The organism is Reinekea thalattae (assembly GCF_008041945.1).
GTDB lineage: Bacteria > Pseudomonadota > Gammaproteobacteria > Pseudomonadales > Natronospirillaceae > Reinekea > Reinekea thalattae.
Genome location: NZ_VKAD01000001.1, coordinates 48988 through 74837 on the forward strand (window position 1 = coordinate 48988; position 25850 = coordinate 74837).

A 25850-nucleotide genomic window follows, 5' to 3' on the forward strand; every position below is an offset into this window, starting at 1 on the left:
TGAACAGCGCTTCAGTTGGCCTAAAGATGACAAACCGGCGCTGTCTTGATGTGAGTTTTATAACAAAGTGAAGGCCTTACTGAAGCCGACTAAATTAGGCTGAAAATTTCATCTTCAGGTAGGCGTGACTTTGGCAGTGCGGCGTTAAAGTCGTCTTCGGCACGGTAGCCAAACGATACGACAGCAACGGCATTGAAGCCTTGTGCGGGTAGGTCAAATTCTTGATTTAAAACATCGACGTCAACACCCTCCATCGGCACGGCATCAATACCCGCTGCAGCGGCGGCCAGTAAAGTGCTGCCCATATTTAGATAGAGCTGCTTTTGCATCCATTGTTGGGTGTCGCCGAGCTCTCGGTGGATAGTGACAAAGCCACCTCGTCCGTTGCTGACCGACTGTTTAAAGTCAGCGCTAGCATAACGGCCATCGGCATCTTCAACTGCCAATAGGTGTGCTAAGTAGTCTTCGCTGAGCTCAGTACGGACAGCAAAAACCACAACATGCGAGGCGTTTTCGATTTTCGGTTTGTTGTAGGCAAAGTTGCCGACTGCCGATTTGGCGATGCGTGCCTTGCCTGCTTCGGTGTTGGCAATAACAAAGTGCCAAGGCTGACTATTAACACTGGAAGGCGAGAAGCGTAGAGCATCTTTAATGGCGCGGAAGTCCTGTTCAGTGATCTGTTTGCTGGCGTCGAACAGCTTGGTGGAATAACGGGATCTGAGGGTGTGACTGATACTCATAACGAGGCTCCGAACGTGTCATGACAAATGTACTAAAGCAATAGCAAGGCAGTAAATGTATACTACAGTCAGCTTAATTCACAAGACTGTAAGTACCGGTGAGCGTTTACTAACGCAAGCATCGAGAATTGACAGTTCATCGGATCTGAAGGGATTGAGGTATGAAACTCGCAATAGGTCGCTGGCGCTGGCTGGCGCTGGTCGTATTAATCAGTGGCTGTGTTACTCGGCCAGTGGTATTAACGCCGGTGGAGCCGGTTAGTGAAAATCAAGAGTCAGTTGAATTGTTATCGGTATCGACTCGGCAAAAGTCTGATGTTCCCGGCATTATATACAGCGGTGAGCGGTCAAAAGACGTACACATCCAGTCAGTCCGTGTGGCGGTGCCAACCGATCATAAAGCAGGTGAACTGAGGTTTTCGTTTGATGCCAAGCCTGATCTGAGTACTGATTTTGCCGTCACTAGCATAGAAGATTTACAGCCTGGTAATGTTGAGGATTGGTTTAAAAAACGAGAGCACACTAAACGACTGTTTATTTTTGTTCACGGCTACAACATGAGTTACGGCATTGCGCTCTATACACTGGCGCAACTCAGTTACGATTTAGACGTCGATGCGACACCGATTCTATTTAGCTGGCCATCTCGCGGTCGGCTCGATTCCTATTTGTACGATAAAGAAAGCGCCACCCTTAATCGAGACCGGCTAGAGGAATTATTACAGCTAGCAATCGAAAGTGATCAGGTCGAGGAAATTACTATTCTGGCGCATTCGATGGGTTGTTGGGTCACTTCCGAAGCATTAAGGCAGATGGCCATTCGTAACGACGGTAACGTGCATGAAAAAATCAGCAACGTTATATTCGCCGCACCAGATATTGATGTTGATGTATTTCAATCTCAAATAAATGCAGCAACCGGTACTCGACCATTCTTTACGCTCATTACTTCGCAAGACGATAAGGCGTTGAAATTTTCTCGTATTTTAGCTGGCGATGTTGATCGCTTAGGTGCGATTGATATTAATAACGAAAAATATCGCCAAGGAATGCAAGATTATGCCTCGAACTTGATGATCCTCGATCTTTCTGAAATAGCGACCGGTTATGATGCATTTGATCATACTAAATACGCTGAAAGCCCGCTGGCACTGGATATTGTCAGTCGACGAATTAAAGGCGCAGAACAGGATGACGGTGAAATGAGTTTGGCTACGTCGATCCTCCTTACTTTGTCACAAAATGTCGCTAAAATCGAAACCATTACTCAAGAGGTTGAAGAGTAATTTAGCTTATTTATGTAGTCGCTTAGTTTAGTTCGAAATTAGGGTCAGCGCTTGCAGAGCAGTTAAGTACCGCTGAAGGTTGGTTCCGCTAAATCAAAATGTAAGTTGAGTTGTATTTTATGCTTTATCAAGTCGTCGATATTTTATTTCCGATCTTTGCAATAGTGCTGGTCGGTTTTATTCTTGGCCGGTGGTTAAAGCCGGATCTTGCTGTAACCAATCGCATTAATATGGATGTTTTCTGTCCCGCCTTGGTATTTTCATCCTTAGTTGCCATGCCGCTGAATACAAACCAGTTACCGTTGCTCAGTGCTGCGTTGGTAGCGGTATTGTTACCTGGTTTATTGATGATTCCGCTGAGTAAGCTTTTTGGTTTAAGTTTTAGAACTTGGGCGCCACCTAATATGTTTCGTAACAGTGGCAACCTGGCAATCCCATTGTTTACCTACACTTTCGGCGAAAGTGCATTGGCGCCAGCTATTTTATTGTTTGTTGTTTCTACGGTGCTGCATGCCAGTGTTGGGCTTGCGATTCTAAGTCGCGGTAATCCTATCAAGCAGCTATTGAAAATGCCGGTGTTCTTAGCGTCGGTACTGGCGATGACTTTAAACCTTGCGCATATCAGCGTTTGGCAGCCGTTAATGGATGCAACCAGCCTCTTGGGTCAAGCCGCCGTGCCTATTATGCTGATCGCACTAGGCCGACAAATGTGTAATATTCAAATTAAGGGGATAAAAGTTGGTTTATATGGCACACTACTGTCTATATTTACAGGTTCAGTTGCCCTGTTTATTATATATTGGCTCATCCCGTTGCCAACATTGCAGCTACAAATGATAGTACTGTTTACGTTATTGCCGCCTGCGGTGATGAACTATATGTTTGCTGAGCGCTTTAATATTGAGCCAGATAAAGTGGCTTCTATGGTGCTCATTAGTAACCTCTTTACTGTATTGACGCTACCGTTGATATTAACTGTTGCACTGCATTTAGGCTGATGAGTTTTTTTAATTTCAACCCCGTTTCGGCGGTCAGGGCGGCTCGGCTATTGGTTGAGCGATGACTGCTTAATTTCGTAATTAAACTAACCAACATGGAGAAACCATGGATTACAAAGCAATAGGTGACGCATTGACTACAATCGGAAAAGAAATCACCAAAGCCAATAATAAATTAGATCAGGTTTTAGAAAAGCTGGTCGAATTCGAAAACCTAGAAGAGCAGAAAAAATCTGCAATTGCTGCGATTGAAGCGGATAACTTCAGTGACGCACTTGAGCTAGTAAAAACGCTCGATAAAGGTAAGCAGAAGCGTTTGGACCTGTTGCAACAAGAAGAAGAAATTCGCAAGACTTTGGAGTCGTTGCGTGAGTCAGCACAAGCGACAGCTGAAGGTAAGATTCCTGATAATTTAAGTGCACAAGACTAATTATTGCTGTTTAGCGTAAAACACTTGTCACAAAAAAGGCCGCAGTAGCGGCCTTTTTTATTTGCTTTCGATCTTAACTCTTTAACTTTTTGACTATCTAATTTATTAACGACCTCACTCTTAGGCTGCCACTGGCGGGCTAGGGCGAACTGTTTTTGCCAACCCCAGTGCGATGATGCAAGGAATAACAAAGCCCAACGCCATGGGTGTTGCACTACCACTTCCGGCCACGGCAACAGAAGTTGAAACGATAAAGGCGATAGAAAACTGAATCGCTCCGAGTAACGCCGAACCAATACCAGAGCTGCTTTTGGCTGCCGACATTGCCAGTGCCATAGCGTTAGCACTAATTAAGGCAACAAAGCCAATGGCAAACCACAATGGAATAACCAACAACACTAATGAATCAATGAATGAGGCGGCAAGCAGAAGGCTGGCGATAACCAGTTGGCCGACTAACGCGCGCTTTAAAATAGCTAATGGTAAAAATTTATTTAGCAGTAGTGTATTGATACGCCCAAATACAAAGAGCGCCAACGCAATACCTGCAAAGGTGAAACCGTATTGCAGAGCCGATAAACCAAACTTGGTTTGGAACACACCAGAAGAGCCGGTAATGAAGGAAAACATACCGCCTTGGATAAGCCCTGCGATCAGTGTTGGTTTTAAAAAGCTAGCCTGGTTGAGCAAGCGTTTTGCTGCTTGTGCACCGTTGACAAAAGGGCGTTGTACACGCAGATCTTTCGCCAGAGTTTCCGGCAAAATAAAGTAACCCAAAATAAAGGCAACCACGCCAACGCTGAGCATGCAGATAAAAATTGAGCGCCAGCCAAAGGCTTCTAACAGTAGGCTACCGAGAGTCGGCGAAATAATTGGACCTACGGTTAATAACATGACTAATAATGTCATCACCTTGGCAGCCTCTTGGCCTTCGTACAGGTCGTTGACAATCGCTCGGCTGACAACCATGCCGGTACAGGCGCCAATGGCCTGAATAAGACGCAGAGCGTTAAACAACCAAATATTTTCGACCTGAATCAAGGCGAGCGAACTAAGGCAGAAAATAGCGATGCCTAACATCAGAGGGCGCTTTCGACCGTAGGCATCGATTAATGGTCCCATGATTAACTGACCAATACAGAGCCCTAAAAAGAATAGCGACAACGATAGCTCAGCCGCTGCACGGCTGCTGTTGAGCGATGAGGCAACATGACCGATGGCCGATAAATACATATCGGTTGCCAGAGGCGGAAAAATAGTGAGTAAGCCAAGCACTAGGATCATTGCGGTAGTGCGAGACGATGAGAGTTGGTGGCGAGTCATAAGGTCGTTCCTAGAGCGATGCTTTCGTTTAACCGGTTATTACGGATATTGATGAGTATTTAGACTTGTTGCGATTTATTAGTACTGAGTCTAATAAGTTGCGCAGTCTAGATAATAATTAGACCCGAGTCTATAAAAGAGTTAACATTTTAAACAAATATCATGGAGAACCGTGCATGTCAGAGCAGCCAGTGACGCTAGGGCGCCCTAAGGATGAAAAAACCAGTGTGGATATTTTAGCCGCAACATTGCAGTTGGTGCGGCTACATGGCTATGAAGCGGTATCGATCACCGCCATTGCCAAGCAGGCTGGTGTTGCCAAGCAAACCATCTATAACCGTTGGTCGACCAAGGCCGATTTAGTGCTTGAGGCGGTATTTAAAGAAACCGGGCGAATTGCTGCGGCTGTGCCAGATGATGAACAAACCTCTTGTCAGCAGCAGCTGTCTCTATTTTTGTGCAATGTCTTTGAGCACTTATCTTACGATGCAAGAGTGTTGGCTGCTTTGATCGCCGCAGCGCAAAAGGATGAAGCCTTCCGAGAAGCTTTTAAAAAAGGCTTTGTAAAACCACGAGAAGCGATGCTGATCGATATTTTAAACCGAGCGCAGCAACGTGGTGAGCTTTCAAAGCATCGTGATGTCAGTATTCTTTCTGCTTTTGTGCACGGCGCTTTTTGGTACGCCTTATTGCAGGGGGACGCTTTGAACTCCGAGTTGGCGCAAAGCCTCGCGGCTGAAATTTTTTGGCAAGGTTAGGATTTAGCTTTCAACTTTCAACTCTTCAATTGCTAAAGCTTAAAGCGGGTTTTGATCATTTTGCAGAATGGGCTGTTGGCTAGTTGAACCTATTCATCTGTATTGGCGTGTAAAAAAAGACTCTATAAAAAAGGCCGCAAAAATGCGGCCTTTTTGATTCATTAAAACGGCTTAGCCTAAGTTAATACCAAGACTAAGCGGCGTTAAAATTAAAGTTCGATGTTGACAGTTTCGCCATCGATGACAAGCGTTAAAGTGTTGCCTGCTAAGGTGTGGCTCACTTCCGTTTTAGCACCATCAATTTTGCTTGGTACTAATAGCGTCAGTACATTGTGCTCTTTAGCGGGCTTGAACTTCGCTTCAACATGACGGTGAATTTCTAAACCTTCATATTCTGCAGGATCCACTTCGCCAAAGCCTTCAACGTTTTCAATTGAGCTTAGGTTGTTGGTGCAGTCGTTAATGAACTGAACGTCTAAGGTTGCTTTTTCGCCGACAATTTCGAAGCCAGCATCCGCTGTTTTCGTCGCAAAGGTGGTGTGCATGTTCCAAGTTAAATCTTGCTCGGTTTTCATGCTTGCCGTATCGCGAATTACAAACACCTTGCCCTTAGCAAACCAGATTTTACGCTTGTAGCTTTCTAGCTCTGGGTTGAAGAACTGATACGAAGTGGTGGCATCACCTTCAACAAATTTCACATCGGCATCGGTTTCGTAGTCGGTAATTTTACCGCCAGCTTCAACACAGTAACGGTCTTGGTGGCCTTCAAATTTAGACGAAGTATTCTCAGCGTACTGACCTTTGCCATCAAATAACGGCAGGTTTTTAGCAAAGGTTTGACGACGCCATTTTAGGTGCATATCAACACCAAAGCCGCCGTAATAGCCAGTAATAGAAGCCAATGTATCGCCGAACGCGTGTAGCGTAAAGGCGTTTTGGTCACCATGCGAGTGGCTGATAGAACCAAATGGGCTGCACTTGTAAACCATGTGCACGTGCTCATCACGTTTAGTCATGTTGCTGTGGAACGCCGCCCAACCGGTAATTGGGAACACTTTCAATAATGGCTCGTCTGAAGGTGCAACTTCGGCCATGTCGTTCCATAGATAATCAAAACGCAAATCGTCGTAACCAAAATCCCACCAACCGTAGTTGTAGAACTTGGTGTGTGCTTCGGTATCGCGGTTTTTCAATTGGTTGTAGTACCAAATGTATTCTGGCTTATTATTAACACCGGCGTAATGCTTAATGTTGTACGCCAGTTTTAAACCAGGGAAGTCACCAATAGAAGATTGGTCACAGAAGCTCGCACGTTTAGAGTGAACCGGCATGCAGTAAAGCGGGAAGTCGCCAGTGTTTTTGTAAAACTCTTTATTAAACATGTTAATGCTGGTGTAGCTTTTGATCAGGTCGAAGGCTTCACCTAAAAACGCCATTTGGGTGTTCCAGTAATCTGGACCTTCCGCCCAAGCGCCATCGGTACCGCCCCAAGGTGGGTAATGCACCGCGTAGTATTCAATAGAGTATTCCATGTATTGACGAGCTTTCGGGTACTCGTTGTAAAGTGCAATACAGGTAGGCACAACCGCCGAAGAAATAGAGCGTACGCCATGGCTGTTAAGCGGGTTAGCCAGTAAGTCAACGGTGACTTCTAGGTGGTGCATGATCTCTTCTAAACGAACAACCAATGCGTCTTTGATTGTTTTGCGCTCAGCATCGTTTAGGTGCTCGTATAGCCAGTCGTAACCCCAAGCCATAGCAGCAATTACACGGAACGCCGCCTCATCGTTATAGGCACGAGAGGTCACACCTTCAGGGTCGTAAGAGGCAAGCTTTAATGTCCAAGCTTTAGCCTTAGCAATAATTTCAGCATCGTCTAGCAAAATACCAGCAATAGACAGGTTGCGAGTCGCGTTAAACGCCATTTGGCACTGAACGTACATTTTACGCCAGTAAGGACGCCACAACGAAGCCTTGCCAACCGTTTCTTCTGGGTAAGCTTCTGGCTCGTCGTAAGGCTCAGTATCTAAAAACTTATTGGTCGAATTGCTCATAAACGCATCGAACTTACAGTGCGATGGGTCTTTTTTAACCGCCGCGCGGAAATCCTCAAGGTCTTTGTTCTGTACCAAAAGGCGAGGGTGCGCAGTGCTTAGGTTATCTAGGAAAGACAGGTCGACTTCGGTTTGTTGTACCTTAACTGGCATAACATCCAAAAGGTTACCGGCAGACTTATCGTTTTCGAGCTTGATCTTTTTTATCGCGTCAAAAGACTTGTCATTAGACATTTAAGGCCTCGGTTGATGGGTTATTGTTGATTGATGATTAACTAAAAACGCGCAGATAATACAATAAAGGGCCCATCCTACTAAAGAGTAGGGTCAATAAAGCTGTAATTTTATAACCAAAAAGACCAGTGAAGGCTCTAAATAAAGCGATTGAGTCATGATCAGTAAAGCCTTTTGTCAGGTGACAAATATAAAATCGATAGGTGGTGGTTAAAAAATGATCGTTTTTCGGCGGCAATGCAATCGTTGCTATCGGAAATCATGGGTTGCTTAAAATGAACCGCTGTTATCGGGTGTGTTTTAACGTAGTTCACATTTATCCATAGAGAGGCTACTTATAATATCCTCACTAACAAGGAGAGGTATTTATGGGGGCCATGTACTATACGGCGTTGGTTGTTGAATTACTCGTGCTATTGTGTTTTGAGTTTGGTTACGGTGTTGAATATATAGGCTTAATCATTTTTCTTCATTTGGGGATTCTGCTGTCATTAGCGGGGTTTTTATACCCAAAAACTCAGAACAAACTATGGGCCTATATCGCTATGGTTGGTTTTGCGTTTTTTGTGCCTGTCGGTCTGCTTGGTATGATTGCCATGCGAAATAAAATAGATAAGTATGAAAAAGAAGCCTTTCTGGAGAGTCTTGAGAATGAATGATGCAAAAAAAGCGATAGAGCCGAAAAAAGTATATTTGTATGCAAAGTCGCACCTTACTAGCTCGATGATTATCGGCTTGGGGTTTGTTGTTATAGGGTTTTTTGTTGAGGCGACGAGTCTGGGTTTTGGTATTTTGATTATAGCTCTCGGTCTATTAAGGGGCCGATTGGAAGTAGTAAGGCTATATGACTCCCATAGTGAAATTAAAATAGCCCCGGTAGGTGCTCGTTGGTTTATTAAAGACAGCAGTATTACTGGTGTGAAAGAAACACCTAAGTTATTAATATTAACGGTTGCTCAGGGCGATAAAGCCGTAGTACGTAAAATACCGATTAAAATATTCTCAGAAGAGGATCAAAAATCGTTAATAGAGCATTATATGTCATTGGCGGCCAGTTAAGCCTGTTACTGTTTTAAGCGTTTTTATATTTCTTATAATGCCGAGCTTAGCTCGGCATTTTTTATGGCTAGGCTCAGTAAAGAGATGATTGATAACCCAATAGCTTTAGTATTCAGTAAAGGGCATTTATGCCCGTCTTTAAAATGCTTATACTGCAGGTCAATTGGCCAACCCAATTACCTATTGGTCGGAGCCTTCACCCAAGAATCCGTTAAAAATATAAAGAGATGTACACATGAGTCTAGATAAAGACAGCAAGCAAGATCAGCCTTGGCAACAGCCAATGCCTGAAAGCCAGTTCGAGCTAATGAAAAAAGTATTGGCAGCGCCTTCTCCAGTGAGTTTTGAAGCCGCAATGAGCTACGGTGTGATTAAACCAGAATTCGAAAGCTTTATGCCTAAGGGCTGGGCTGTACATCAGTTTAAAGCCAATGCTGGCTTAGTATTCGACTCTCACCCAGGTCGTGACGATCTGGTTAGCGTGATGATTGTCGGCCATGCCGATAAAATCCGTATGCAGGTTCGTAAAATTGATAAAGACGGTAAGGTCTGGATTAATACCGACTCGTTTTTACCAACAACACTGATTGGTCATGAAGTTAAAGTTTTTTGTCACGACCCAGATAAGGTCGGTGCCTATAAAGTGATCGAAGGCGCAACGGTAGAAGCTCTTGGCGCGATTCATTTTTCAACACCAGCGCAACGTGCTGGCGACCAAGGCATTAAGGCTGAGCAAATTTATCTAGAATTGCATACGCATGGTGAAGACCGCCAAGCACAGGTCGAAGCGTTAGGTTTACGCGCGGGTGACCCAATTATTTTAGACCGTCCGATTAAACCGGGCGTCAGCCCAGATACGTTTTACGGCGCTTACTTAGATAACGGCTTAGGCTGTTTTTCGGTGATCGAAGTGGCGCGTCTATTGGCGAAAGAGTCGTTAGAAAACGTCCGCGTTTTGTACACCATTGCTACGCATGAAGAGATTGGCCGCTTTGGTTCAACACAATTGGTTGGCGAGCTCAAGCCAGACGTACTGATCGCAACCGATGTTAATCACGATTATGAAGCTGCGCCAGGTATTGGTAGTCGCAACATGAACCCGTTAAAAATGGGTGCAGGTTTTACCATTGGTCGAGGCTCAGTTGTTTCTGAATATTTGGTACAAGCATTAGAAAAAGTTTGTAACGCGCAAGAGATTCCATATCAGTTGGATTTCTCGGGCCGCGATATGGGTACCGATGGTATGGCTGGCGTATTGGCTGCAGTGGACAGCGCTGCAATTACTGTCGGATATCCTATTCGTAATATGCACACCGCATCAGAGTCGGCGCACACAGGCGATTTAATTGCTTCTATTCACGCCTTGGCGGGTTTGCTACGACACTTCAATGGCTTGAACGACGGCAAAGGCATTCAACGCGATGACCTTAAAAATGGTCACATCCGTTTAGATCAAGCTTAAGCTACTGCACTGTTTGGTTTGCAAGTAAGTTAGCTGATAAAAAACTGGCTAGTAGCAAAAGGGCGTTCTTTGATAGAACGCTCTTTTTTTGTTGCCGTTATTTTTATTTTTTAATCCATTGTTGTTAGCTAATGCGGTTGTATGGTTGTTGCAGCCAAGAGTTTATGTGTGTGCTTTGCAAGGTAATGGCGGCTAATGCTAAAGCCTAGAGCCAGCGGTATTAGGCCATTAAAAATTAGGCGATAAAAAATACCGCTGTTTGGGGTGAGTACATCGGTGATCAGCGTTGCGCTCAGTAGCAACGATAGTGTCGGTAAAAATAACAGTGCGATGTATCGCAGCAAGGCTTGATCTTCGCAGTGTAGGTTTACTTCGTTACCAATATTATCGCAACTTTGTTCAACGTCTGTTGGTGTATTTTGATTCGCTTGAAGGTGTTCGTTGCGTGGCAGTTGAATGGCCTGTTTCGGTTCCATGGGTTGCCATAAAATTGCGCAGCCTTGTTTTTGTGCGCAGTTAGCACAGCCGCCAGAACGAGTGGCGGTGAGTTCAATCTGGTTGGCGCTCTGTGCATTTATTCGTGCTTTGATCGTTGCCATCAGGGTTCCTTAACTGCAAGTTTTAACTTTTTAACCTTAAGCTCTTAACTATTAACTTTTAATTCTTAATTCTTAATTTTCTATTTCTATTAAGGGTTTAACTTTTAATCCCACTCTTCATCGAGTAGGTCGAGCATCTTTTCTCGTGTCAATGGTTGAGCTTTAACGTTGGCGGTTTTGCTGAGGTTTGGTTTTAACCAAGGGGCTTGACCGTTTTTTTCATCGCTGATTAATTGTGTGAGTAAGGATTTTATCGGACTTTTCTCGGCGACGATGACTGGCTGTACTTGCAGCTTCAATAATTTTTTTACTGCCGATGGACCGATAGCATTGGCATAAACGGCGTTGCAATCGGCTAACGATTCGATCCTAGAAAGCAGTTTGTTTTGGTCATGCTTTCTTTGTGTTGCGCCGTATTCAATAATTTTTTGTAGTTGCCACTGTTGATCAAGCAAAGCAAAAATTAAAAAGTGGCTAGCGGTGCCAAAATGTTCGTCGACAGTTAAACGATCGCTAGTCGCCATTGCAACTTTGGCAGAAATACTGGACTCATCAATCGGCTGAACCAGTTGCAAAGCTCGGTCGGGTTGCTGTATTTCCATGGATTACCTCATCATTCTATTAGGCGCGCTGGGTTGCGATATAGCGGCAGTTTTCCGGCTCGTTCAGCGTCACCTGTTCTGGCCCAAAGCGGTAAGGGCTGTAAAATGCCGCTACTTCAGGTTGATGGCTGGCCAGCAACAGGTTGCCCAGTTGGTTGAGCAGCGAGCAAGCACCCTGATAACCCATTTGTAATTGCTGGTTGCTACCAAAGCGGTCGTGGCTAGGCAAGCCGGCACGCAGCACAGGCCGTTGTTGTTCAAAAAACTCGGCGCAGTGGCTGTTGCCAATAATCAGTTGGCATTGTTCGATGGTGCTGTCTAAATCGGAATGGTCACCAACGATAATCTGTTCTGCAAAGCTCGATTGCAGTAACGCGCTGGCCGTCGCAGTAACACCGATCGTCAGCTTTAAACCTGCTTCATGCAGTAGCGCATCGAAGCCGAGTAGTAAATCCGACTCTAACGCTGCCGCTGCATGGCTAGAAGAAAGTACGAAGTGAGTATCCAGCAGGCTATCTTGCAAGCGCTGACGTGCGCGATAAAGGCGCGGTGGTACCTCTCTGTTAGCGACTAAACTCAGTTGCTCGATAAACGCATCGGTCGCATCAAGCCCCATTAGGTGGCCAAATTTAAAGCAGGGAATGGCAAAGTTGTGTTCTAGCCAAGTGCCGGTTTTAAACAGGCTTTCGCCGATGACAAAGGTGGCGGCACTTTTATGCATGCTGGCAATGTCGGCAATACTACAACCGCCGGTACTGGTTGCGCTGTAGTCTTCGGTTTCTAGGTGGCCGTCGAGCGAGGTTGCAAGATCGGGTACAAAAATACCGCTTAGCCCAAAGCTTTCGACATAGTCTTTAACCAGTTCAATATCGGCACAGGTCATGGCGCTGCTGCAAAGCACATTAATTTGTTTGTCGATCACTTCATCTCGCGTAGCTGATTTATTGAGTTCTTTGACATAGGCATCGACAGTTTCGGAAAAGCCAGATTGCAATGAGCCAATGAAATCAGGTGTTGAAACCGGTATGACCTTAGTTTCTTTAAAGTCAGGATAGCGTTGATAAAACTCTTGCACGTTACGCTCTAAGTCGCAGCCTTGCAGTTCGGTTAATCCGGTAGACATCAGGGTAATGGCCTCTGGCTGGTGTTTTTCACACAGTAAGGCGAGAGCCTCGATAACGTTATCGTCAGCCCCCATGACGGCTGCGATTTGGTCAACCGCGGTGTTTTGAATCGGCATCGGTTCACGAAAATGTTGAATTAAAAACACCTTGGCAAAGGCGCCGCAACCTTGGGAGCCGTGCATCAACGGAATACAGTTAGCAATGCCCATGCTAGCTAAGCTAGCACCGGTTGCTTGGCTGGTTTTGAGTGGTCGATCCGTTAAGGGGCTCTTATTGCGAGTTAGTTGGCTCATGCTAGCGCGCTCCTATATCAGATGTTTTTTTCAGTGAACTGTTCAGTGCAGCGGCTTGCCAAGGTGGGCTCTTTTTCGCTAACGACCAGACTGGGCTTTCTAACGTCCGGCACAGCTCTTGCGCTAAGGTCAACATGCCCCGATAACCGGCATAGGCGTGGTGACGCTCTTGGTTAATATCTAGGAACGGCAATTTGGCTTTTACAGCGGTATACATGTTGCGCCCGCCAGCAATAAGAATGTCAGCGTTGTTACTGCGCGCTACGTTGAGCAAGTTGGTTGCGCCACCGTTTTCGAGCATGTGAGCGTCATCACCCATTAAACTTTTGATGCGAGCCTTGTCGGCTTCGGTTGATTTTTTAGTGCCAGTTGCAATGACTTCAATGCCCAGCTCGGTTAGTGCGCTGACCACCGACCATGATTTAACACCGCCGGTATAAAGCAGCGCCTTTTTACCTTGTAGCCGTTCTTTGTAAGGCTGAAGTTGTTGGCGAATGCTGGTTTCTTCGCGTTCGATAAGTTGTTCTGTTTGCTCGCTTAGGGTGTCATCGTGCATCAGTGTCGCAAATTGACGCAGCGCGTTGCTGGTGTCTTCAATGCCATAAAAGCTGCCTTCGAACCACGGAATATTCCAGCCTTCATTAAGCTTGCGAGCAACATTGATTTGCGCTCGTGAGCACACCACCATGGCGGCATCGGCACGATGCATGGTTTGGATTTCGTGAAATTGTGTATCGCCTGCTAAACAGCAAAGCAAGCGGTAGCCAAGTTCGGCAAACAGTGGCGCAACGTGCCAATACTCACCGGCGATGTTGTATTCGCCAATCAGTACAATGTCGTGAACGCGTTGTTCAGGGCGATGCAGCATTGCAGGTTTGGCAGGAGGCTCGCCGGTGCCGACCACTTTTTCGACCATAACTTCACCGGCAATTCGATTACCAAGATTTTTACTGCCATAAAAACCGGCCGCGTCGATACAGATAACAGGGCGGTGCCAGGTTTCACTCGCCAAGGTGCAGATCGCTTCGACATCGTTACCTTCCAACGCAGGGACACAGGTTAAATAAACAAAAACTGCTGGTGGATTGTATTGCTCAATGACTTGTTTGATGGAATGCAAAAGCCGTTTTTCGGCTCGCCCCATAATGACATCCTGTTCGTTCAGATCGGTAGTAAAGCCGTGGCGAAACAAATTTTCGCCGTGTGCACGAGTACCGCGATTGTTCCAGCTGTTGCCAGCGCAAGCGATAGGGCCGTGTACGATGTGAGCGACATTGGCGATCGGCAGTAATGAAATTTGCGCACCATCAAAGCTGCAACCGCCTGCGGTATTCCCAGGAGTAGGCCGTGCGCAACCCGATTTTTCGCCACTGTTATGATCACAGGCGGGTTCGTCCATTAATTCTCTTATTTCACTTTGCTTCATCGCGGTTTACTCACATAAAGGACAGTCAATTATCTGAACTGCAAACTGCCTGCCATATCTAAGTCATTGATATTTAAGGGTTGTTTATTGTTGGGTATGCGACAATGGGATACTTTTGTTGGTGCTGTGTTGCGGCAAGGTGATAGCGGCTTAGTGCTGGATATAGAGGTATGGCTAAAAAGAAAGTGAATAATAAAAAGAAGATGAATAAAAAGGCCACTGCATCATTGCTGCGTTAGTATCACAATGCTGTCGATGGTCAGTGGCAAACGGAGGAATTGATAACTAAACATGCCTATGCTCAGCCTGAGCAGAATCAAACTAGCTATTTGATTCATTTAACTTTCAGGTGTGTTTAATCTTTCGGTTTCTTAATCTTCAGGTTCAATGACTGCGATGACTAAACCAACAGCATTTTCTGGCTCGCGAGTCAGGCTGGCGCAGCCTAGACTGGCAGCGATTAGGTGCAGTTGAACCGAGTCGGTTTCCATGTAGGGTTCTTTTGCGCCCATGTCATCTTCGCTGCATAAAATAAAACGGAATTGCGGCCAGTCTTGTTTCAGTTGGCGCAGACTTTCATCATTTGCGCCATACTCATTGAGTTGGTTAACAATATCGTTGATGGCGTCGCTGGTGAGCGTTTGAGTCACAATAGCTTCAGCTTGCATAGTGTTTTCCTTTCAGTCGTCGCGGTTAGCGCTTTTTTCATCTATTTAGCGGTTGATCTATTTTCGCTTTGGGCGTCGAGTATTTTTTTAATCCAGGGTGGTGGTGAGCCTGCCAACATTTGGCAGATACGGTTTAAAAATTCTTCGGCAGCGACAGGCGTTGATTGTTTAATTGGGTGGACATCAGCGTTAGTGACTTTTGCCGCCGCAGGGCCGCCGATCGATAAGGTGGTTAAAATTTGGCAGTCGTGCAGTAAACCGGTGATGTAATCGGTTCGGTTCATACCGCTTTCTTGAGTGTCTACCGCTCTAACTTCACTGAGCCGAAAGTGCTCGGCGTTTGCTTCATAAACTAAAATTCGTAAGCACGAACCAAAATGTCCGTCGATCATTTGGTCATTATTTGAGGTGACGGCTATACGTAATACTGGCCCGCTTAATGGCGTGGTATCGTCAATGGTGGGAGCTTGCATGGCCGATAATGACTCGCTGGTTAGCACCGCAAACGCATGATTGGATTGGCTGCGCTCAATCTCTGCATTAATACCAGAGACAAAGTGGTAAAAGTTTTTTGGACTAAAGGTGCGTAACTTTTTTTCACTCAAAGGCTCGCCAACTTCTGCGATTAGGCTGTTAACAAAAGTCTGTAACGAAAGTTGAGGCAGCGCTTTAGCAGCAAGGCCAAGACGTAAGGCTAGCGAATTTTGAATGGTTTGAGTCATTAAATGCCCTCCTATAAGAAGTTGCGATTATTGTGTCGTTAAGCTCGTCGCGCCCGCAGAGTGATCGGCAACTTGGGTTGCTCAGACAGGGGTTCAATGTAATAACGACTGCCATCGGCCAGTTCGAATTCTCCGCCCCAACGATCGGCTTCGTTAAATTCAATGGCGGTGACGGTTTCTTCTAAATCTTTTTTTGCGATGTATAGCGTTAGGTTACCGCTCTCGGCTTCTTTTCGAATCATGACATTTGGCATGAGGATTCCTTAGTGTGTCTTCGGTAAAGATGAGAGAGAGAGTGAGCCTCTCTCTCATCGATCAGTGCCGAACGATTAACGGACCAAGTCGAATGACAAGTCTGTTTTACCCAGCAGCATGGCGTCGGTATCGAGTTTTTCTAATACCGCATTGACCAGCGTTGTTAACATCATCATGGCACCTTCGTAACAAAGAGTGGTGTTGCGATGTAGATGGTGGCGGTCAAAAATAGGGAAACCTAAGCGAATCAATGGCACTTCAAATTCATCGCCTTTGGCTTTGGTGTCCGCCTGAATGAACTTGGCGTAAGAGTTGCCAATCATAAAGTCTGGTTTGTTGGTGAACACTAAAGAGCGGAAATGCCACAGGTCTTTACCAAAGTGAATTTCTGCATTGGCGGTACCTGGAGCTTGCGCAATAAGTGCTTCCATTTTCTTCTTCCAACGCTTATTGGCATTGTGACAAAGAATATGTTTCACCTCACAGCCAAGCTCTTGCAAGAACTTAGTTAGGCCCATGAGATAGTCAGGATCGCCATAGATGGAGAAGCTGGTATCGTGTAGCCAAGTGTGTGAGTCGGTCATCATATCGACTAAACGACCACGCTCTTTTTCTAACGACGCAGGAATCTCTTTGCCAGAAATTTCGGCGATTTTCATAACAAAATCATCCGTCCAATCTAAACCCATTGGGATATTTAGCGCAGGGACTTCATGTTGCCATGTGCCTTCCACATATTTTTTTGTTTTCACCAATTGATCAGGTTGCAACAAAATAGTGGTTTTTGCATTGGGCGCGTCTTTTACTTCAGAAATTGGCGTGCCGCCAGCGTACATGCGGTATTCACCATCGGCTGGCGTGTCGAGCACTTCCGTTGGGTCACACAATAGGCTGTAGCCGGTGTCGAATTCTTGCATCACGCGATGCAAAACTCGGTAGTTACCTAGGTAGGTTTCAAAACCCGGAACTAGGTTGATTTTACCGTTACTGCCTACTTCTTTATTGTCCATTTCATTAATGGTGAAGTAGCGTGCAATGCCTTCAAACATGTTGTCCCAGCCTGTGGTGTGGCTGCCAACAAAGCTTGGCGTATGCGCAAAAGGAACTGGCATATCTTCTGGGATATGGCCTTCTTTTTTGGCGTTGCCAATAAAGGCGTTGAGGTCATCACCGATAACTTCGGCCATGCAGGTGGTCGACACCGCAATGACGTCAGGTTTGTATAACGCGGTAGCATTTTCCAGACCGTCGAAAATATTTTTTTGCCCGCCGAATACCGCTGCGTCTTCTGTCATGGAGTCAGAAACACAGGCAACCGGTTCTTTAAAGTGACGGTTAAAGTAAGTGCGGAAGTAAGCCACACAACCTTGAGAACCGTGCACATAAGGCAGCGTATTTTCAAAACCCAGTGCGCACAGTACCGAACCTAAGGGTTGGCAAGCTTTTGCTGGGTTAATGGTTAGAGTTTTACGTTCGAAGTTAAGCTCTTTGTATTCTTCGGTCGTTGTCCAGTCGAAGACTTCTTTGATTTTAGCGTCATCAAAGCCCTCTTCGTATTTGGCCCGTTTATTGGCCATCATGTCCTGATATTCGTCTTGCTTAAATAACGAATATCCAGGCGCTATTTTATCAACAGTCTGACTCATAACATCTCCTTCCCGTGCCACTCAAACGTGAACTTCCGGGGTGATCGTGTTGTTGCGTTATTGGTTAAACCTTCGGTCTGATGACAGGCGTCCGGTATTCGTTGTTAGGCAGTTTCTGCCAAGCTTTCTTGTTCCGTTTCTTTCCAAGGTGCGGTCAACTTATTCCAGCATGGGTTATTGATGGTCATGTCCATGTCGCGGGCAAAAATAGCAAAGCCATCAAAGCCGTGATAAGGACCTGAGTAATCCCAGCTGTGCATTTGGCGGAAAGGAATACCCATCTTCTGGAAGATGTACTTCTCTTTAACACCGGCACCGATTAGGTCGGGTTTGATTTTTTCAGCAAATTTTTCAAGCTCAAAGCCAGTCACATCATCGTAGATAAGGGTGGCGTCTTTGACTTCGTTTGCTGTTTTTACGTAATCATCGTTGTGGGCAAATTCATAACCGGTACCGACAATTTCCATACCTAAGTCTTCATAGGCTCCAATCACGTGACGAGGGCGCAGGCCACCGACATAAAGCATGACTTTTTTACCTTCCAAGCGAGGTTTGTATTTGTCGATAATGGGCTGCCACTGCTCTTTGTATTTAGCGATAACTTCTTCCGCTTTTGCCTGAATCGACTCATCAAAGAATGCTGCAATTTTGCGTAGTGATTCTTCACACTTAGTCGGGCCAAAGAGGTTGTACTCCATCCAAGGAATGCCGTACTTCTCTTCCATATGACGAGAAATGTAGTTCATCGAACGGTAGCAGTGGATGAGGTTGAGTTTTACGCTCGGCGTATTTTCTAACTCAGGCAGGGTGCCATCCCCAGACCATTGCGCGACAACGTTTAGGCCAATTTCTTCGAGTAAAATCCGCGAAGACCAAGCATCACCACCAATGTTGTAGTCACCGATAATTGCTACGTCGTAAGGTCCAACTTCACGCTGTTGTTCTTTATCGGCGCTGCCATCGAGTACATAGTCACGCAACGTATCGTTGGCAATGTGATGGCCGAGTGATTGCGATACACCACGGAAACCTTCACAACGAACCGGCACAATGGTTTTGCCAATTTCTTTGCCTTTGGTTTTTGCAACCGCTTCGATGTCATCACCAATCAAACCGACTGGGCATTCCGATTGAATACTGATGCCCTGTGCTAGCGGGAATAGGGTTTCAATTTCATCGATCATAGTTGACAGCTTTTTATCACCGCCAAAAACAATGTCTCGTTCTTGAAAGTCCGAGGTGAAGTTCATGGTGCCAAAGGCGTTTACACCAGTGGTTCCGGTATAGTAGTTACGGCGTCCGGCGCGTGAATATTGGCCACAACCGACAGGTCCATGAGAAATATGAATCATGTCTTTAATCGGGCCCCAAACCACACCTTTAGAACCGGCGTAGGCACAGCCACGAGCAGTCATTACACCAGGCAATGATTTTCGGTTTGACGTAACACAACTTTTAGTTGCTTCCGTATCGTTAGATGCCAGGTGCTTGGTGCGGTCTTTTTTCGCTTTAGCGGGATAGACCTCAAGCACTTCTTCGATCAACGAATCGGTGACGGATTTGTCTATTGTCATAACAGACTCCTGTTAAATTAAGTTGATCGAAAATTAAGCCGTTGCTTCTTCTGCAACCTGACCAATAATGGATTCGTCTTCAACATCCATGATGCCGAATTCCATCAATAGGTCTTCGAGTTCATCCATGGTGCAAGGGTTAGGAACCACAAACAGTTCGTTGGCCATAACTTTTTGCGCCAATGCACGATACTCGTCTGCTTGGTTACATTTAGGGTTGTACTCAATAACCGTCATGCGACGAATTTCGGCCTGCTGTACAACGTTGTCGCGTGGCACAAAGTGAATCATCTGTGTACCGATTTTTGCCGCTAAGGCTTCAATCAATTCATCTTCACGGTCACACTTACGTGAGTTACAAATAAGCCCAGCTAGGCGAACGCTGCCGGTTGCTGCGTACTTACAAATCCCTTTCGAGATGTTGTTCGCCGCATACATTGCCATCATTTCACCGGATACCACGATGTAGATTTCTTGTGCTTTGTTTTCACGAATAGGCATAGCGAAACCACCACACACAACGTCACCTAATACGTCATAGAAAACGAAGTCTAAATCTTCTTCGTAAGCACCTTCTTCTTCTAAAAAGTTAATGGCGGTAATAACACCACGACCAGCACAGCCAACACCTGGCTCAGGACCACCAGACTCTACACAACGAACGCCGCCGTAACCGACTTTGAGTACATCTTCTAATTCGATGTCTTCAACTGAGCCTGCTTCTGCAGCCATTTCCATAATGGAGTTTTGCGCTTTTGCGTGTAGGATCAAACGTGTTGAGTCGGCTTTTGGGTCGCAGCCGATAATCATGACGTTCTTGCCTGCTTCAGCCAGCGCTGCTACTAAGTTTTGCGTCGTGGTTGACTTACCGATACCACCTTTGCCGTAAATTGCACATTGACGAATAGCCATAATATTTTGTCTCCGATTGTTCGAATGACGGTTCCCTATAGCTCTATTGCGAATATTGAGCCAAGCTTCAAATAGGCTGTCAGCCCAATAACGGCGGTGACTTGTGGTTGTTTTCTGGTTTTAAAAAAGGCGATTGTCTGCTGTTAATGTGGGTTTTTGTTGGGTTACTAACAAAAGTAATGCGGTTGTATTCACTAGTGAAATTACTCATTTAGCGGTAATATTACCGAGTGAGTAGCAATAACTAATGAATGCTTGGCTGAACGCTGAAGTGCGGTTTCGATCCATAGACATAACGATTTTTACTAATAGCTGAATCAGCCAGTCGTTGCATAAAAAATATAAAAACAACAAAACGATAAAACCAGCAAAGTTGTAAAACCAATAATCAAAGTAACATCAGCTGGCTGCGGCCTATGAGCAATATAATCTCTGTTGCAGTGTATTTTTATTCGCTCGCCAAGTGCCACTGAGTACAACAATAAGAATGAGCATGGCAAAACCTAAACTCTATTTTTCCAGAACCAGCTTTCTGCAAAATGCGTCGTTGGCATGGCCGATGACATGCAACTCTTTATTGATGCAGTCAGTCACGATTATCGACCTATTATTGATCGCGCCGCTGGGCGAAGTATCGATTGCCGCCTTTGGTATTGCAGGCGCGATTATTTCTTTTGTTATCGGCATTCAGGCGGCTATTGCTAATGGCTCTCAGTTGGTCTTGTCGCGGGCTGCCGGTGCAGGTGACCAACGTAAAGTTGGCTTGGCCGTTGCCGCAGGCTGGATTTGTAATTTAAGTTTTTCCAGTACGGCGTTGTTGGCGCTATTAACGGGTGGCTCGGCTGTGGTTGCGCGCATTGCAGGCAACGATGCCGTGGCAGACGAAGCGTTAGCCTATATTTTGGTGTCGCTTATTCTGCTGCTTTTTGCTTCGGCTTCGAGCGTCATGGTGTCTTATTTTAACGCCAACAAAAAAACGCGCATTCCGATGTACGGCTTTATGATTGAAATCCCCACCAATGTGTTAGCAAGCTTTGTGTTTATTAATGGCTTATTGGGCATGCCAAAGCTTGGCTTAGCTGGAGCCGCCTTAGGCAGTGTCATCGCTATCGTGATTCGGTTTGTCTACTTGGCTTATCGGCTTTACCGAGAAAAACGGCAGGGCTTTGTGAGTGGCTTTAGTGTGGTGAATCGTTTGGCGGTGGTGGAGCACGTTAAAGAAGTTGTACCTATTGTGTCTAACTTTATTGTTTTGTTGGTTGGCTTATTGCTGTTTCAGGTGATTTTTGCCCAGCTGCCTTTGCCTTCTTATGCAGCGATCACATTAGTGCTGCCGTGGATTAAAATTGGTTCTATGTTTGCCAATACTTGGGCGCAGGCCAGTACCATTATGGTGAGTCAATCGTTAGGCAAAAAGGATTATCTATCGATTCCGCCGTTTGTTTATCAGTCGTTGTTTGTCACTCGGGTGATTTCATTATTTATAGCATTGGGATTCTTTTTCTTGAGTGTCTCGATGCCGATGATTTACCCCAACTTATCGCCACAAACCTTATCGGCGTTGGCGATTATCGCGCCGATCTATATTTTGTTGCCGCTGTTTAGAACCAATAATATGTTTTGTGGCAATATGATCCGAGCGATGGGCGATAGCTACATGATTGTGCGCATCAACCTATTAACTCAGTGGGTGATCTGCATTCCACTCTGTGCTTTGCTGGTGTATTTGCAAGCACCGTTGTTTTTGGTTTTTGGTGTGATTCTGTTCGACGAAATGATCAAGCTTTACTCGTTCCGCATGACCTTAGAGCGTCGGCTAAATAGCTACGCCGACGAGCCTACATTAGTGCCAGATAATTAACGCCGCACCAATGACCAAAAGAGTTGCGCCAAGCCAAGCGCCAAGGGCAGGGCGCTGTCCTGTGGTTAGCCATAAGGCTGGCAAGACGAGTACCGGCACCACTGCCGAAAGGGTTGTGACAATGCCGATATGAGCGTTGCCTATTCCCCAAACTAACAGGCTCATGCCAATCACCATACCTAACGTCGCCATGAGAGCCAAACCTAGGTAATCGATCAGTGGGATTTGCCAAAAGGCTGGTCGAGGTGTTGTCTCTTTGCGGCGTTTTATAGCTGGCAGATAAAACAGCACATAAGCCACGAGCAGAGCAACAGATGCGGTTGCAACCCTTAGAGTCGCAACTGCAATGGCATCAACACCAGCCAGTAATGCTGGCTTACTTAGCAGAGCACCAACGGCTTGCCCGAGTGCGCCACCTAACGCCAGCATAATACCAACGCTGAGCCGACCTTTGGTTTGTTCCCAATGATGAGGGTTATCCTGTTTGCCAAATAGGATGGCAATGATGACACCGCTAAGTACTAGGCTGCATGCAAACAGCTGCAATAAAGAAAGTTGTTCGTTGAGAAAAAGCCAGCCTAGTAAGATCGACATTGGCGCGTTCATGGTGAACAGCACACCCGCACGTCTTGGCCCTAAACGATGCACTGCGCTAAATAAAAAGGTATCGCCAAGAAAAATCCCCACAATACCGGAAAGAATAATGGCGCTGCTGTGTTGCCAAAGTAGGGCATCGAAGCGATTACTGGCAAGGCAGATGGCGACTAAAATAACCCCGGCAATGGTGATCCTAAAGGTATTGAAGCGAATGGTACCAAAGCGGCCAATAATGCGTGGCGCGAGCAAGCTCGACAGCGTCCAGCAGATGGCGGCACCTAAGCCAGAGAGTTCCGCGAATGGCATGGCTGTTCCTTGTAATCGCGTCAAAAAAGACGCGCATCTTATCTTGCAGTCGTTACACCATCAAGCGCTGATTTAGCCTCGCTGTACAGGCTGTATTTGTCTGCACGGAAGCTAAGTGGCAGCTTGGTTAACGCAATACAAAAGCGGTTATCCTGACGCAAGTTAAATGATTTAATAGCCTTGGTGAGCATTCTATTAACAGACATTGAGAGTGAGTGAATGATGAAAGTCGCTATTTACTGTGGTTCGGCCTCTGGTGAGGACGTGAGTTACCAGCAACAAACGACGGCGCTTGGGACATTTTTGGCCAAGCAAGGGTTCGATCTAGTTTACGGTGGTGGCGATGTTGGTCTAATGGGTACCATCGCTGATGCATTTTTAGCCAGTGACGCAAATGTTTATGGCGTGATGCCTGAGCACCTAGCAGAAAAAGAATTAGCACATAAAGGCTTAACTGAACTTACCGTTGTGGCAGATATGCACGAGCGAAAAGCGGCGATGGCTGATATGGCTGATGCCTTCATTGCGTTGCCTGGAGGGGCGGGCACGCTGGAAGAAATTTTTGAAGTTTGGACCTGGGCGCAGTTAGGGTTACATAAAAAGCCCTGCGCATTTTTTAATATCAATAACTATTACGAACCGTTGTTTCGAATGATCGAGCAAATGGTCAGCGCCGGTTTTACAAAACCAATCTATGAACAGATGTTGATTAAAACCAACGACGCCCAAACCTTGGTGACAGAGCTTAAGGCTTATCAACCCCCAACCATTAAGTGGAGCTAGGAACTTTATTGGGTTTTGTTTTGTCCGAAGCTGACATCGATTTATTGAACGAGGACATGTAATGCAACAGAAACTTGCCGCTGGTGCGGTTTTTCCAAATATAGAGGTCGCTTTGTTAGGCGGCGGTCATACTTCGCTTGCGCAGGCAACAAAGCCTTACGATTGGCGTTTGGTGGTTGTTTATCGTGGTAAGCATTGCCCAAAATGTACGGGTTATCTTAAAACGCTAAATGAACTATTGCCTGAATTTCATGCTCAGAATGTTGATGTCATTGCCGTCTCTTCCGATACGCAGGAAAAAGCAGCAGCGCACATGGAGGTAATTGAACCAACATTCCCAGTGGCGTATGGCTTAACCATTGAGCAAATGCAGAGTTTAGGTTTGTATATTTCTAACCCACGCTCAGCGGCAGAAACCGATGCGCCGTTTGCCGAGCCAGGTTTATTTGTGATTAATGCTGATGGCCAAGTACAGCTGGTGGATATTTCTAATGCGCCGTTTTTACGCCCTGATTTGGCAGGCTTGGCTGCAGGCATTGCCTTTATTCGTAAACCAGAAAGCAATTACCCAATACGCGGCACCTATGTTTGAGTTGGCACTTCGAAGCAACTTAAACTCTTAACTAAGTCGCCAGCGATTCAAATATTGCAGGCAAAAAAAAGCGCTCTCAGGAATATCCTGAGAGCGCGAATGCTCGATACGCAAATCACAGTGTTCATCGCAAAGCTAATTACGAGGGGTAATTCGCTTTGCGATAATTCTTTATAGCGAAGGCTATGCCAATTATTCTAAGCTACTGATTTAAAAGAGTTTTAGCTTTAGGTGTTGCAAATCTTGAATGCAAGGTCACGTTCTTCGCACCAGTTATGCGCGATGATTTGTGATGATGATCGTAATTGGTGCCGCTCAATCGGTGATCGATTGAGGTTGGCTTAGGGTGGCAGTTTAAAGCCGTGCAACTTAAAGTAACCCTTAAAGCAATTCTTAACCTAATCACAGTAACTTAGACCGCAGTAACTTAGATCACCGTAACTTAAGGGAGCATTGAACGTGTATTTTGGCAGTGACAATCAGGCAGGCGCTTCAGAGGTTATTTTACAGGCGCTGGTTGCAGCGAATCAGGGCAATAGCGCCGCTTATGGCGATGATGACTGGAGCCTAAAAGCAACGCAGCTTATTCAGCAGATTTTTGAAATAGAAGCAGAGGTGTTTTTTGTCTCAACCGGCACAGCAGCAAACTGTTTAGCGTTAGCCTGCATGGCATCACCTTGGCAAACTATTTTGTGTCATGGACAAGCGCATATCATTAATGATGAATTGACTGCTCCAGAATTTTTTACTCAGGGTGCTCGCCTTATCGGCCTAGATGCGAAACAGGCTAAACTGTCGGCAGCTTCGCTAGCAAATCACTTGCAGCAGGGCGCCGCTCATCCTCCTCACAATGCTGAGCCAGGGGTGCTGTCGTTGACCCAACAGAACGAATCGGGGCAAATTTATTCGATTGATGAGATTAAAGCGCTGACTGAATTGGCTCATCAGCATGGCTTGACTGTTCATATGGACGGCGCTCGGTTTGCTAATGCAGTGGCGTCGCTAGGCTGTAAACCTGCCGACATCAGTTGGAAGGCCGGAGTCGATGTTTTATGTTTAGGCGCGACTAAAAACGGTGCCTTAGCAGCAGAAGCGGTGGTGTTTTTCAATAAAGAATTGGCGAAAAATTTTGTTGCTCAACGAAAACGTTCAGGACATTTGATTTCGAAAAGTCGATTTTTGGGCGTTCAATTTTGTGCATGGTTAGAAAATAATCACTGGCTGGAGCTGGCTCAGCATGCCAATGCGATGGCCGCAGAGCTTGAGCAAGCATTGGCTAAGTTACCATCGCTGAGAACCATTTGGCCGGTGCAAGGAAACGAGTTGTTTATGGTGATGCCAAAAAAATTAGCGCAACAGGCGCGAATAATGGGTGCTGTTTTTTATGGCTGGCCAACAAATTTATTGCCTGAGACATTTCAGCTGAGTGAAGAGGAAGAGGCGGTGCGTTTTGTTTGTTCGTTCAACTCGACATCCGAGCAGATTACCGAGTTGGTGACTTGTTTTCATCAGGCCGCCGAAAAGACAGCCAAGGTTTAACCGTTCA

The 25850-nt window shown here is 45.8% G+C and carries 25 protein-coding genes; 11 read left to right on the plus strand and 14 right to left on the minus strand.

Annotated elements, in window-relative coordinates:
• Positions 1–89: 89 nt before the first annotated feature.
• Positions 90–740 carry an oxygen-insensitive NAD(P)H nitroreductase gene (gene nfsB / locus FME95_RS00225; protein ID WP_147711892.1) on the minus strand — a complete coding sequence of 217 codons (651 nt, stop codon included), beginning with the start codon at positions 738–740 and terminating at the stop codon, positions 90–92.
• Between the two features lie 161 nt (positions 741–901).
• Between nfsB and FME95_RS00230 the strand changes: the two genes are divergently transcribed.
• The 3 genes from FME95_RS00230 (at position 902) to FME95_RS00240 (ending at position 3454) form a co-directional block, all read left to right on the plus strand.
• Positions 902–2026 (plus strand): alpha/beta hydrolase, encoded by a 1125-nt coding sequence (locus FME95_RS00230; RefSeq protein WP_147711895.1) that lies wholly within the window; start codon positions 902–904, stop codon positions 2024–2026.
• A gap of 119 nt (positions 2027–2145) precedes the next feature.
• Complete coding sequence (locus FME95_RS00235; protein ID WP_147711898.1) at positions 2146–3024, plus strand: AEC family transporter; 879 nt, start codon at positions 2146–2148, stop codon at positions 3022–3024.
• A 106-nt stretch (positions 3025–3130) separates the two neighbouring features.
• On the plus strand, positions 3131–3454 hold the full coding sequence (locus tag FME95_RS00240; RefSeq protein WP_147711901.1) for a hypothetical protein: 324 nt from the start codon (positions 3131–3133) through the stop codon (positions 3452–3454).
• Between the two features lie 120 nt (positions 3455–3574).
• On the opposite strand, the gene FME95_RS00245 is transcribed toward FME95_RS00240, so the two are convergent.
• Positions 3575–4777 (minus strand): multidrug effflux MFS transporter, encoded by a 1203-nt coding sequence (locus tag FME95_RS00245; protein WP_147711904.1) that lies wholly within the window; start codon positions 4775–4777, stop codon positions 3575–3577.
• 176 nt (positions 4778–4953) lie between these two features.
• On the opposite strand from FME95_RS00245, the gene FME95_RS00250 reads away from it, so the two are divergent.
• On the plus strand, positions 4954–5535 hold the full coding sequence (locus FME95_RS00250; RefSeq protein ID WP_147711907.1) for a TetR/AcrR family transcriptional regulator: 582 nt from the start codon (positions 4954–4956) through the stop codon (positions 5533–5535).
• 209 nt (positions 5536–5744) lie between these two features.
• Here the strand turns inward: FME95_RS00250 and FME95_RS00255 are convergent, their stop codons facing one another.
• Positions 5745–7823, minus strand: coding sequence for a DUF4962 domain-containing protein (locus tag FME95_RS00255; RefSeq protein WP_147711910.1), 2079 nt, complete (start codon positions 7821–7823; stop codon positions 5745–5747).
• A gap of 368 nt (positions 7824–8191) precedes the next feature.
• On the opposite strand from FME95_RS00255, the gene FME95_RS00260 reads away from it, so the two are divergent.
• The 3 genes from FME95_RS00260 to FME95_RS00270 all read left to right on the plus strand — a co-directional run bounded on the left by FME95_RS00260 (position 8192) and on the right by FME95_RS00270 (position 10344).
• On the plus strand, positions 8192–8482 hold the full coding sequence (locus tag FME95_RS00260; protein ID WP_147711913.1) for a hypothetical protein: 291 nt from the start codon (positions 8192–8194) through the stop codon (positions 8480–8482).
• Positions 8475–8882, plus strand: a complete 408-nt coding sequence (locus FME95_RS00265; RefSeq protein ID WP_147711916.1) for a hypothetical protein — start codon at positions 8475–8477, stop codon at positions 8880–8882. The genes FME95_RS00260 and FME95_RS00265 overlap by 8 nt, the downstream gene beginning before the upstream one ends.
• 235 nt (positions 8883–9117) lie before the next feature.
• Positions 9118–10344 carry a M20/M25/M40 family metallo-hydrolase gene (locus FME95_RS00270; RefSeq protein WP_147711919.1) on the plus strand — a complete coding sequence of 409 codons (1227 nt, stop codon included), beginning with the start codon at positions 9118–9120 and terminating at the stop codon, positions 10342–10344.
• A gap of 128 nt (positions 10345–10472) precedes the next feature.
• On the opposite strand, the gene FME95_RS00275 is transcribed toward FME95_RS00270, so the two are convergent.
• The 10 genes from FME95_RS00275 to nifH form a co-directional block, all read right to left on the minus strand.
• Positions 10473–10943: a SoxR reducing system RseC family protein gene (locus tag FME95_RS00275; protein ID WP_147711922.1), complete on the minus strand. Its 471-nt coding sequence runs from the start codon at positions 10941–10943 to the stop codon at positions 10473–10475.
• Between the two features lie 104 nt (positions 10944–11047).
• Positions 11048–11545, minus strand: coding sequence for a NifB/NifX family molybdenum-iron cluster-binding protein (locus FME95_RS00280; RefSeq protein WP_147711925.1), 498 nt, complete (start codon positions 11543–11545; stop codon positions 11048–11050).
• Between the two features lie 19 nt (positions 11546–11564).
• Positions 11565–12962, minus strand: coding sequence for a nitrogenase iron-molybdenum cofactor biosynthesis protein NifN (nifN, locus tag FME95_RS00285; RefSeq protein ID WP_147711928.1), 1398 nt, complete (start codon positions 12960–12962; stop codon positions 11565–11567).
• Position 12963: 1 nt separating this feature from the next.
• Positions 12964–14388, minus strand: a complete 1425-nt coding sequence (gene nifE, locus FME95_RS00290; protein ID WP_147711931.1) for a nitrogenase iron-molybdenum cofactor biosynthesis protein NifE — start codon at positions 14386–14388, stop codon at positions 12964–12966.
• Between the two features lie 371 nt (positions 14389–14759).
• The gene (locus FME95_RS00295; RefSeq protein WP_147711934.1) at positions 14760–15056 is read right to left on the minus strand and encodes a hypothetical protein; all 297 of its coding nucleotides are present in this window, start codon (positions 15054–15056) and stop codon (positions 14760–14762) included.
• Positions 15057–15097: 41 nt separating this feature from the next.
• A complete protein-coding gene (locus tag FME95_RS00300) occupies positions 15098–15778 on the minus strand; it encodes a NifB/NifX family molybdenum-iron cluster-binding protein (protein WP_147711937.1) in 681 nt (226 codons plus the stop codon).
• 38 nt (positions 15779–15816) lie between these two features.
• Positions 15817–16032 (minus strand): putative nitrogen fixation protein NifT, encoded by a 216-nt coding sequence (gene nifT / locus FME95_RS00305; RefSeq protein WP_147711939.1) that lies wholly within the window; start codon positions 16030–16032, stop codon positions 15817–15819.
• A 75-nt stretch (positions 16033–16107) separates the two neighbouring features.
• Positions 16108–17679, minus strand: coding sequence for a nitrogenase molybdenum-iron protein subunit beta (gene nifK / locus FME95_RS00310; RefSeq protein WP_147711941.1), 1572 nt, complete (start codon positions 17677–17679; stop codon positions 16108–16110).
• 104 nt (positions 17680–17783) lie between these two features.
• Complete coding sequence (gene nifD / locus FME95_RS00315; protein WP_147711944.1) at positions 17784–19253, minus strand: nitrogenase molybdenum-iron protein alpha chain; 1470 nt, start codon at positions 19251–19253, stop codon at positions 17784–17786.
• Between the two features lie 33 nt (positions 19254–19286).
• Positions 19287–20165 (minus strand): nitrogenase iron protein, encoded by an 879-nt coding sequence (gene nifH / locus FME95_RS00320; RefSeq protein ID WP_147711946.1) that lies wholly within the window; start codon positions 20163–20165, stop codon positions 19287–19289.
• A gap of 493 nt (positions 20166–20658) precedes the next feature.
• Between nifH and FME95_RS00325 the strand changes: the two genes are divergently transcribed.
• Positions 20659–22026 (plus strand): MATE family efflux transporter, encoded by a 1368-nt coding sequence (locus FME95_RS00325; protein ID WP_187265394.1) that lies wholly within the window; start codon positions 20659–20661, stop codon positions 22024–22026.
• Here FME95_RS00325 and FME95_RS00330 read toward each other — a convergent pair.
• Positions 22009–22929, minus strand: coding sequence for a DMT family transporter (locus FME95_RS00330; RefSeq protein ID WP_147711952.1), 921 nt, complete (start codon positions 22927–22929; stop codon positions 22009–22011). The two genes, FME95_RS00325 and FME95_RS00330, sit on opposite strands and share 18 nt — an antisense overlap.
• Positions 22930–23148: 219 nt before the next feature.
• Here FME95_RS00330 and FME95_RS00335 point away from each other — a divergent pair, with 219 nt between their 5' ends.
• The 3 genes from FME95_RS00335 (at position 23149) to FME95_RS00345 (ending at position 25843) form a co-directional block, all read left to right on the plus strand.
• Positions 23149–23712: an LOG family protein gene (locus FME95_RS00335; protein ID WP_342783291.1), complete on the plus strand. Its 564-nt coding sequence runs from the start codon at positions 23149–23151 to the stop codon at positions 23710–23712.
• Positions 23713–23773: 61 nt separating this feature from the next.
• A complete protein-coding gene (locus FME95_RS00340) occupies positions 23774–24304 on the plus strand; it encodes a peroxiredoxin-like family protein (RefSeq protein ID WP_147711955.1) in 531 nt (176 codons plus the stop codon).
• A 459-nt stretch (positions 24305–24763) separates the two neighbouring features.
• Positions 24764–25843: a threonine aldolase family protein gene (locus FME95_RS00345; RefSeq protein WP_147711958.1), complete on the plus strand. Its 1080-nt coding sequence runs from the start codon at positions 24764–24766 to the stop codon at positions 25841–25843.
• The last annotated feature ends 7 nt before the right edge of the window (positions 25844–25850 follow it).

What these genes read in the sequence shown, in the direction of transcription:
- nfsB (WP_147711892.1), bottom strand. Translation starts at nt 740, where the DNA reads ATGAGTATCAGTCACACCCTCAGATCCCGTTATTCCACCAAGCTGTTC.
- FME95_RS00230 (WP_147711895.1), top strand. Translation starts at nt 902, where the DNA reads ATGAAACTCGCAATAGGTCGCTGGCGCTGGCTGGCGCTGGTCGTATTA.
- FME95_RS00235 (WP_147711898.1), top strand. Translation starts at nt 2,146, where the DNA reads ATGCTTTATCAAGTCGTCGATATTTTATTTCCGATCTTTGCAATAGTG.
- FME95_RS00240 (WP_147711901.1), top strand. Translation starts at nt 3,131, where the DNA reads ATGGATTACAAAGCAATAGGTGACGCATTGACTACAATCGGAAAAGAA.
- FME95_RS00245 (WP_147711904.1), bottom strand. Translation starts at nt 4,777, where the DNA reads ATGACTCGCCACCAACTCTCATCGTCTCGCACTACCGCAATGATCCTA.
- FME95_RS00250 (WP_147711907.1), top strand. Translation starts at nt 4,954, where the DNA reads ATGTCAGAGCAGCCAGTGACGCTAGGGCGCCCTAAGGATGAAAAAACC.
- FME95_RS00255 (WP_147711910.1), bottom strand. Translation starts at nt 7,823, where the DNA reads ATGTCTAATGACAAGTCTTTTGACGCGATAAAAAAGATCAAGCTCGAA.
- FME95_RS00260 (WP_147711913.1), top strand. Translation starts at nt 8,192, where the DNA reads ATGGGGGCCATGTACTATACGGCGTTGGTTGTTGAATTACTCGTGCTA.
- FME95_RS00265 (WP_147711916.1), top strand. Translation starts at nt 8,475, where the DNA reads ATGAATGATGCAAAAAAAGCGATAGAGCCGAAAAAAGTATATTTGTAT.
- FME95_RS00270 (WP_147711919.1), top strand. Translation starts at nt 9,118, where the DNA reads ATGAGTCTAGATAAAGACAGCAAGCAAGATCAGCCTTGGCAACAGCCA.
- FME95_RS00275 (WP_147711922.1), bottom strand. Translation starts at nt 10,943, where the DNA reads ATGGCAACGATCAAAGCACGAATAAATGCACAGAGCGCCAACCAGATT.
- FME95_RS00280 (WP_147711925.1), bottom strand. Translation starts at nt 11,545, where the DNA reads ATGGAAATACAGCAACCCGACCGAGCTTTGCAACTGGTTCAGCCGATT.
- nifN (WP_147711928.1), bottom strand. Translation starts at nt 12,962, where the DNA reads ATGAGCCAACTAACTCGCAATAAGAGCCCCTTAACGGATCGACCACTC.
- nifE (WP_147711931.1), bottom strand. Translation starts at nt 14,388, where the DNA reads ATGAAGCAAAGTGAAATAAGAGAATTAATGGACGAACCCGCCTGTGAT.
- FME95_RS00295 (WP_147711934.1), bottom strand. Translation starts at nt 15,056, where the DNA reads ATGCAAGCTGAAGCTATTGTGACTCAAACGCTCACCAGCGACGCCATC.
- FME95_RS00300 (WP_147711937.1), bottom strand. Translation starts at nt 15,778, where the DNA reads ATGACTCAAACCATTCAAAATTCGCTAGCCTTACGTCTTGGCCTTGCT.
- nifT (WP_147711939.1), bottom strand. Translation starts at nt 16,032, where the DNA reads ATGCCAAATGTCATGATTCGAAAAGAAGCCGAGAGCGGTAACCTAACG.
- nifK (WP_147711941.1), bottom strand. Translation starts at nt 17,679, where the DNA reads ATGAGTCAGACTGTTGATAAAATAGCGCCTGGATATTCGTTATTTAAG.
- nifD (WP_147711944.1), bottom strand. Translation starts at nt 19,253, where the DNA reads ATGACAATAGACAAATCCGTCACCGATTCGTTGATCGAAGAAGTGCTT.
- nifH (WP_147711946.1), bottom strand. Translation starts at nt 20,165, where the DNA reads ATGGCTATTCGTCAATGTGCAATTTACGGCAAAGGTGGTATCGGTAAG.
- FME95_RS00325 (WP_187265394.1), top strand. Translation starts at nt 20,659, where the DNA reads ATGGCAAAACCTAAACTCTATTTTTCCAGAACCAGCTTTCTGCAAAAT.
- FME95_RS00330 (WP_147711952.1), bottom strand. Translation starts at nt 22,929, where the DNA reads ATGCCATTCGCGGAACTCTCTGGCTTAGGTGCCGCCATCTGCTGGACG.
- FME95_RS00335 (WP_342783291.1), top strand. Translation starts at nt 23,149, where the DNA reads ATGATGAAAGTCGCTATTTACTGTGGTTCGGCCTCTGGTGAGGACGTG.
- FME95_RS00340 (WP_147711955.1), top strand. Translation starts at nt 23,774, where the DNA reads ATGCAACAGAAACTTGCCGCTGGTGCGGTTTTTCCAAATATAGAGGTC.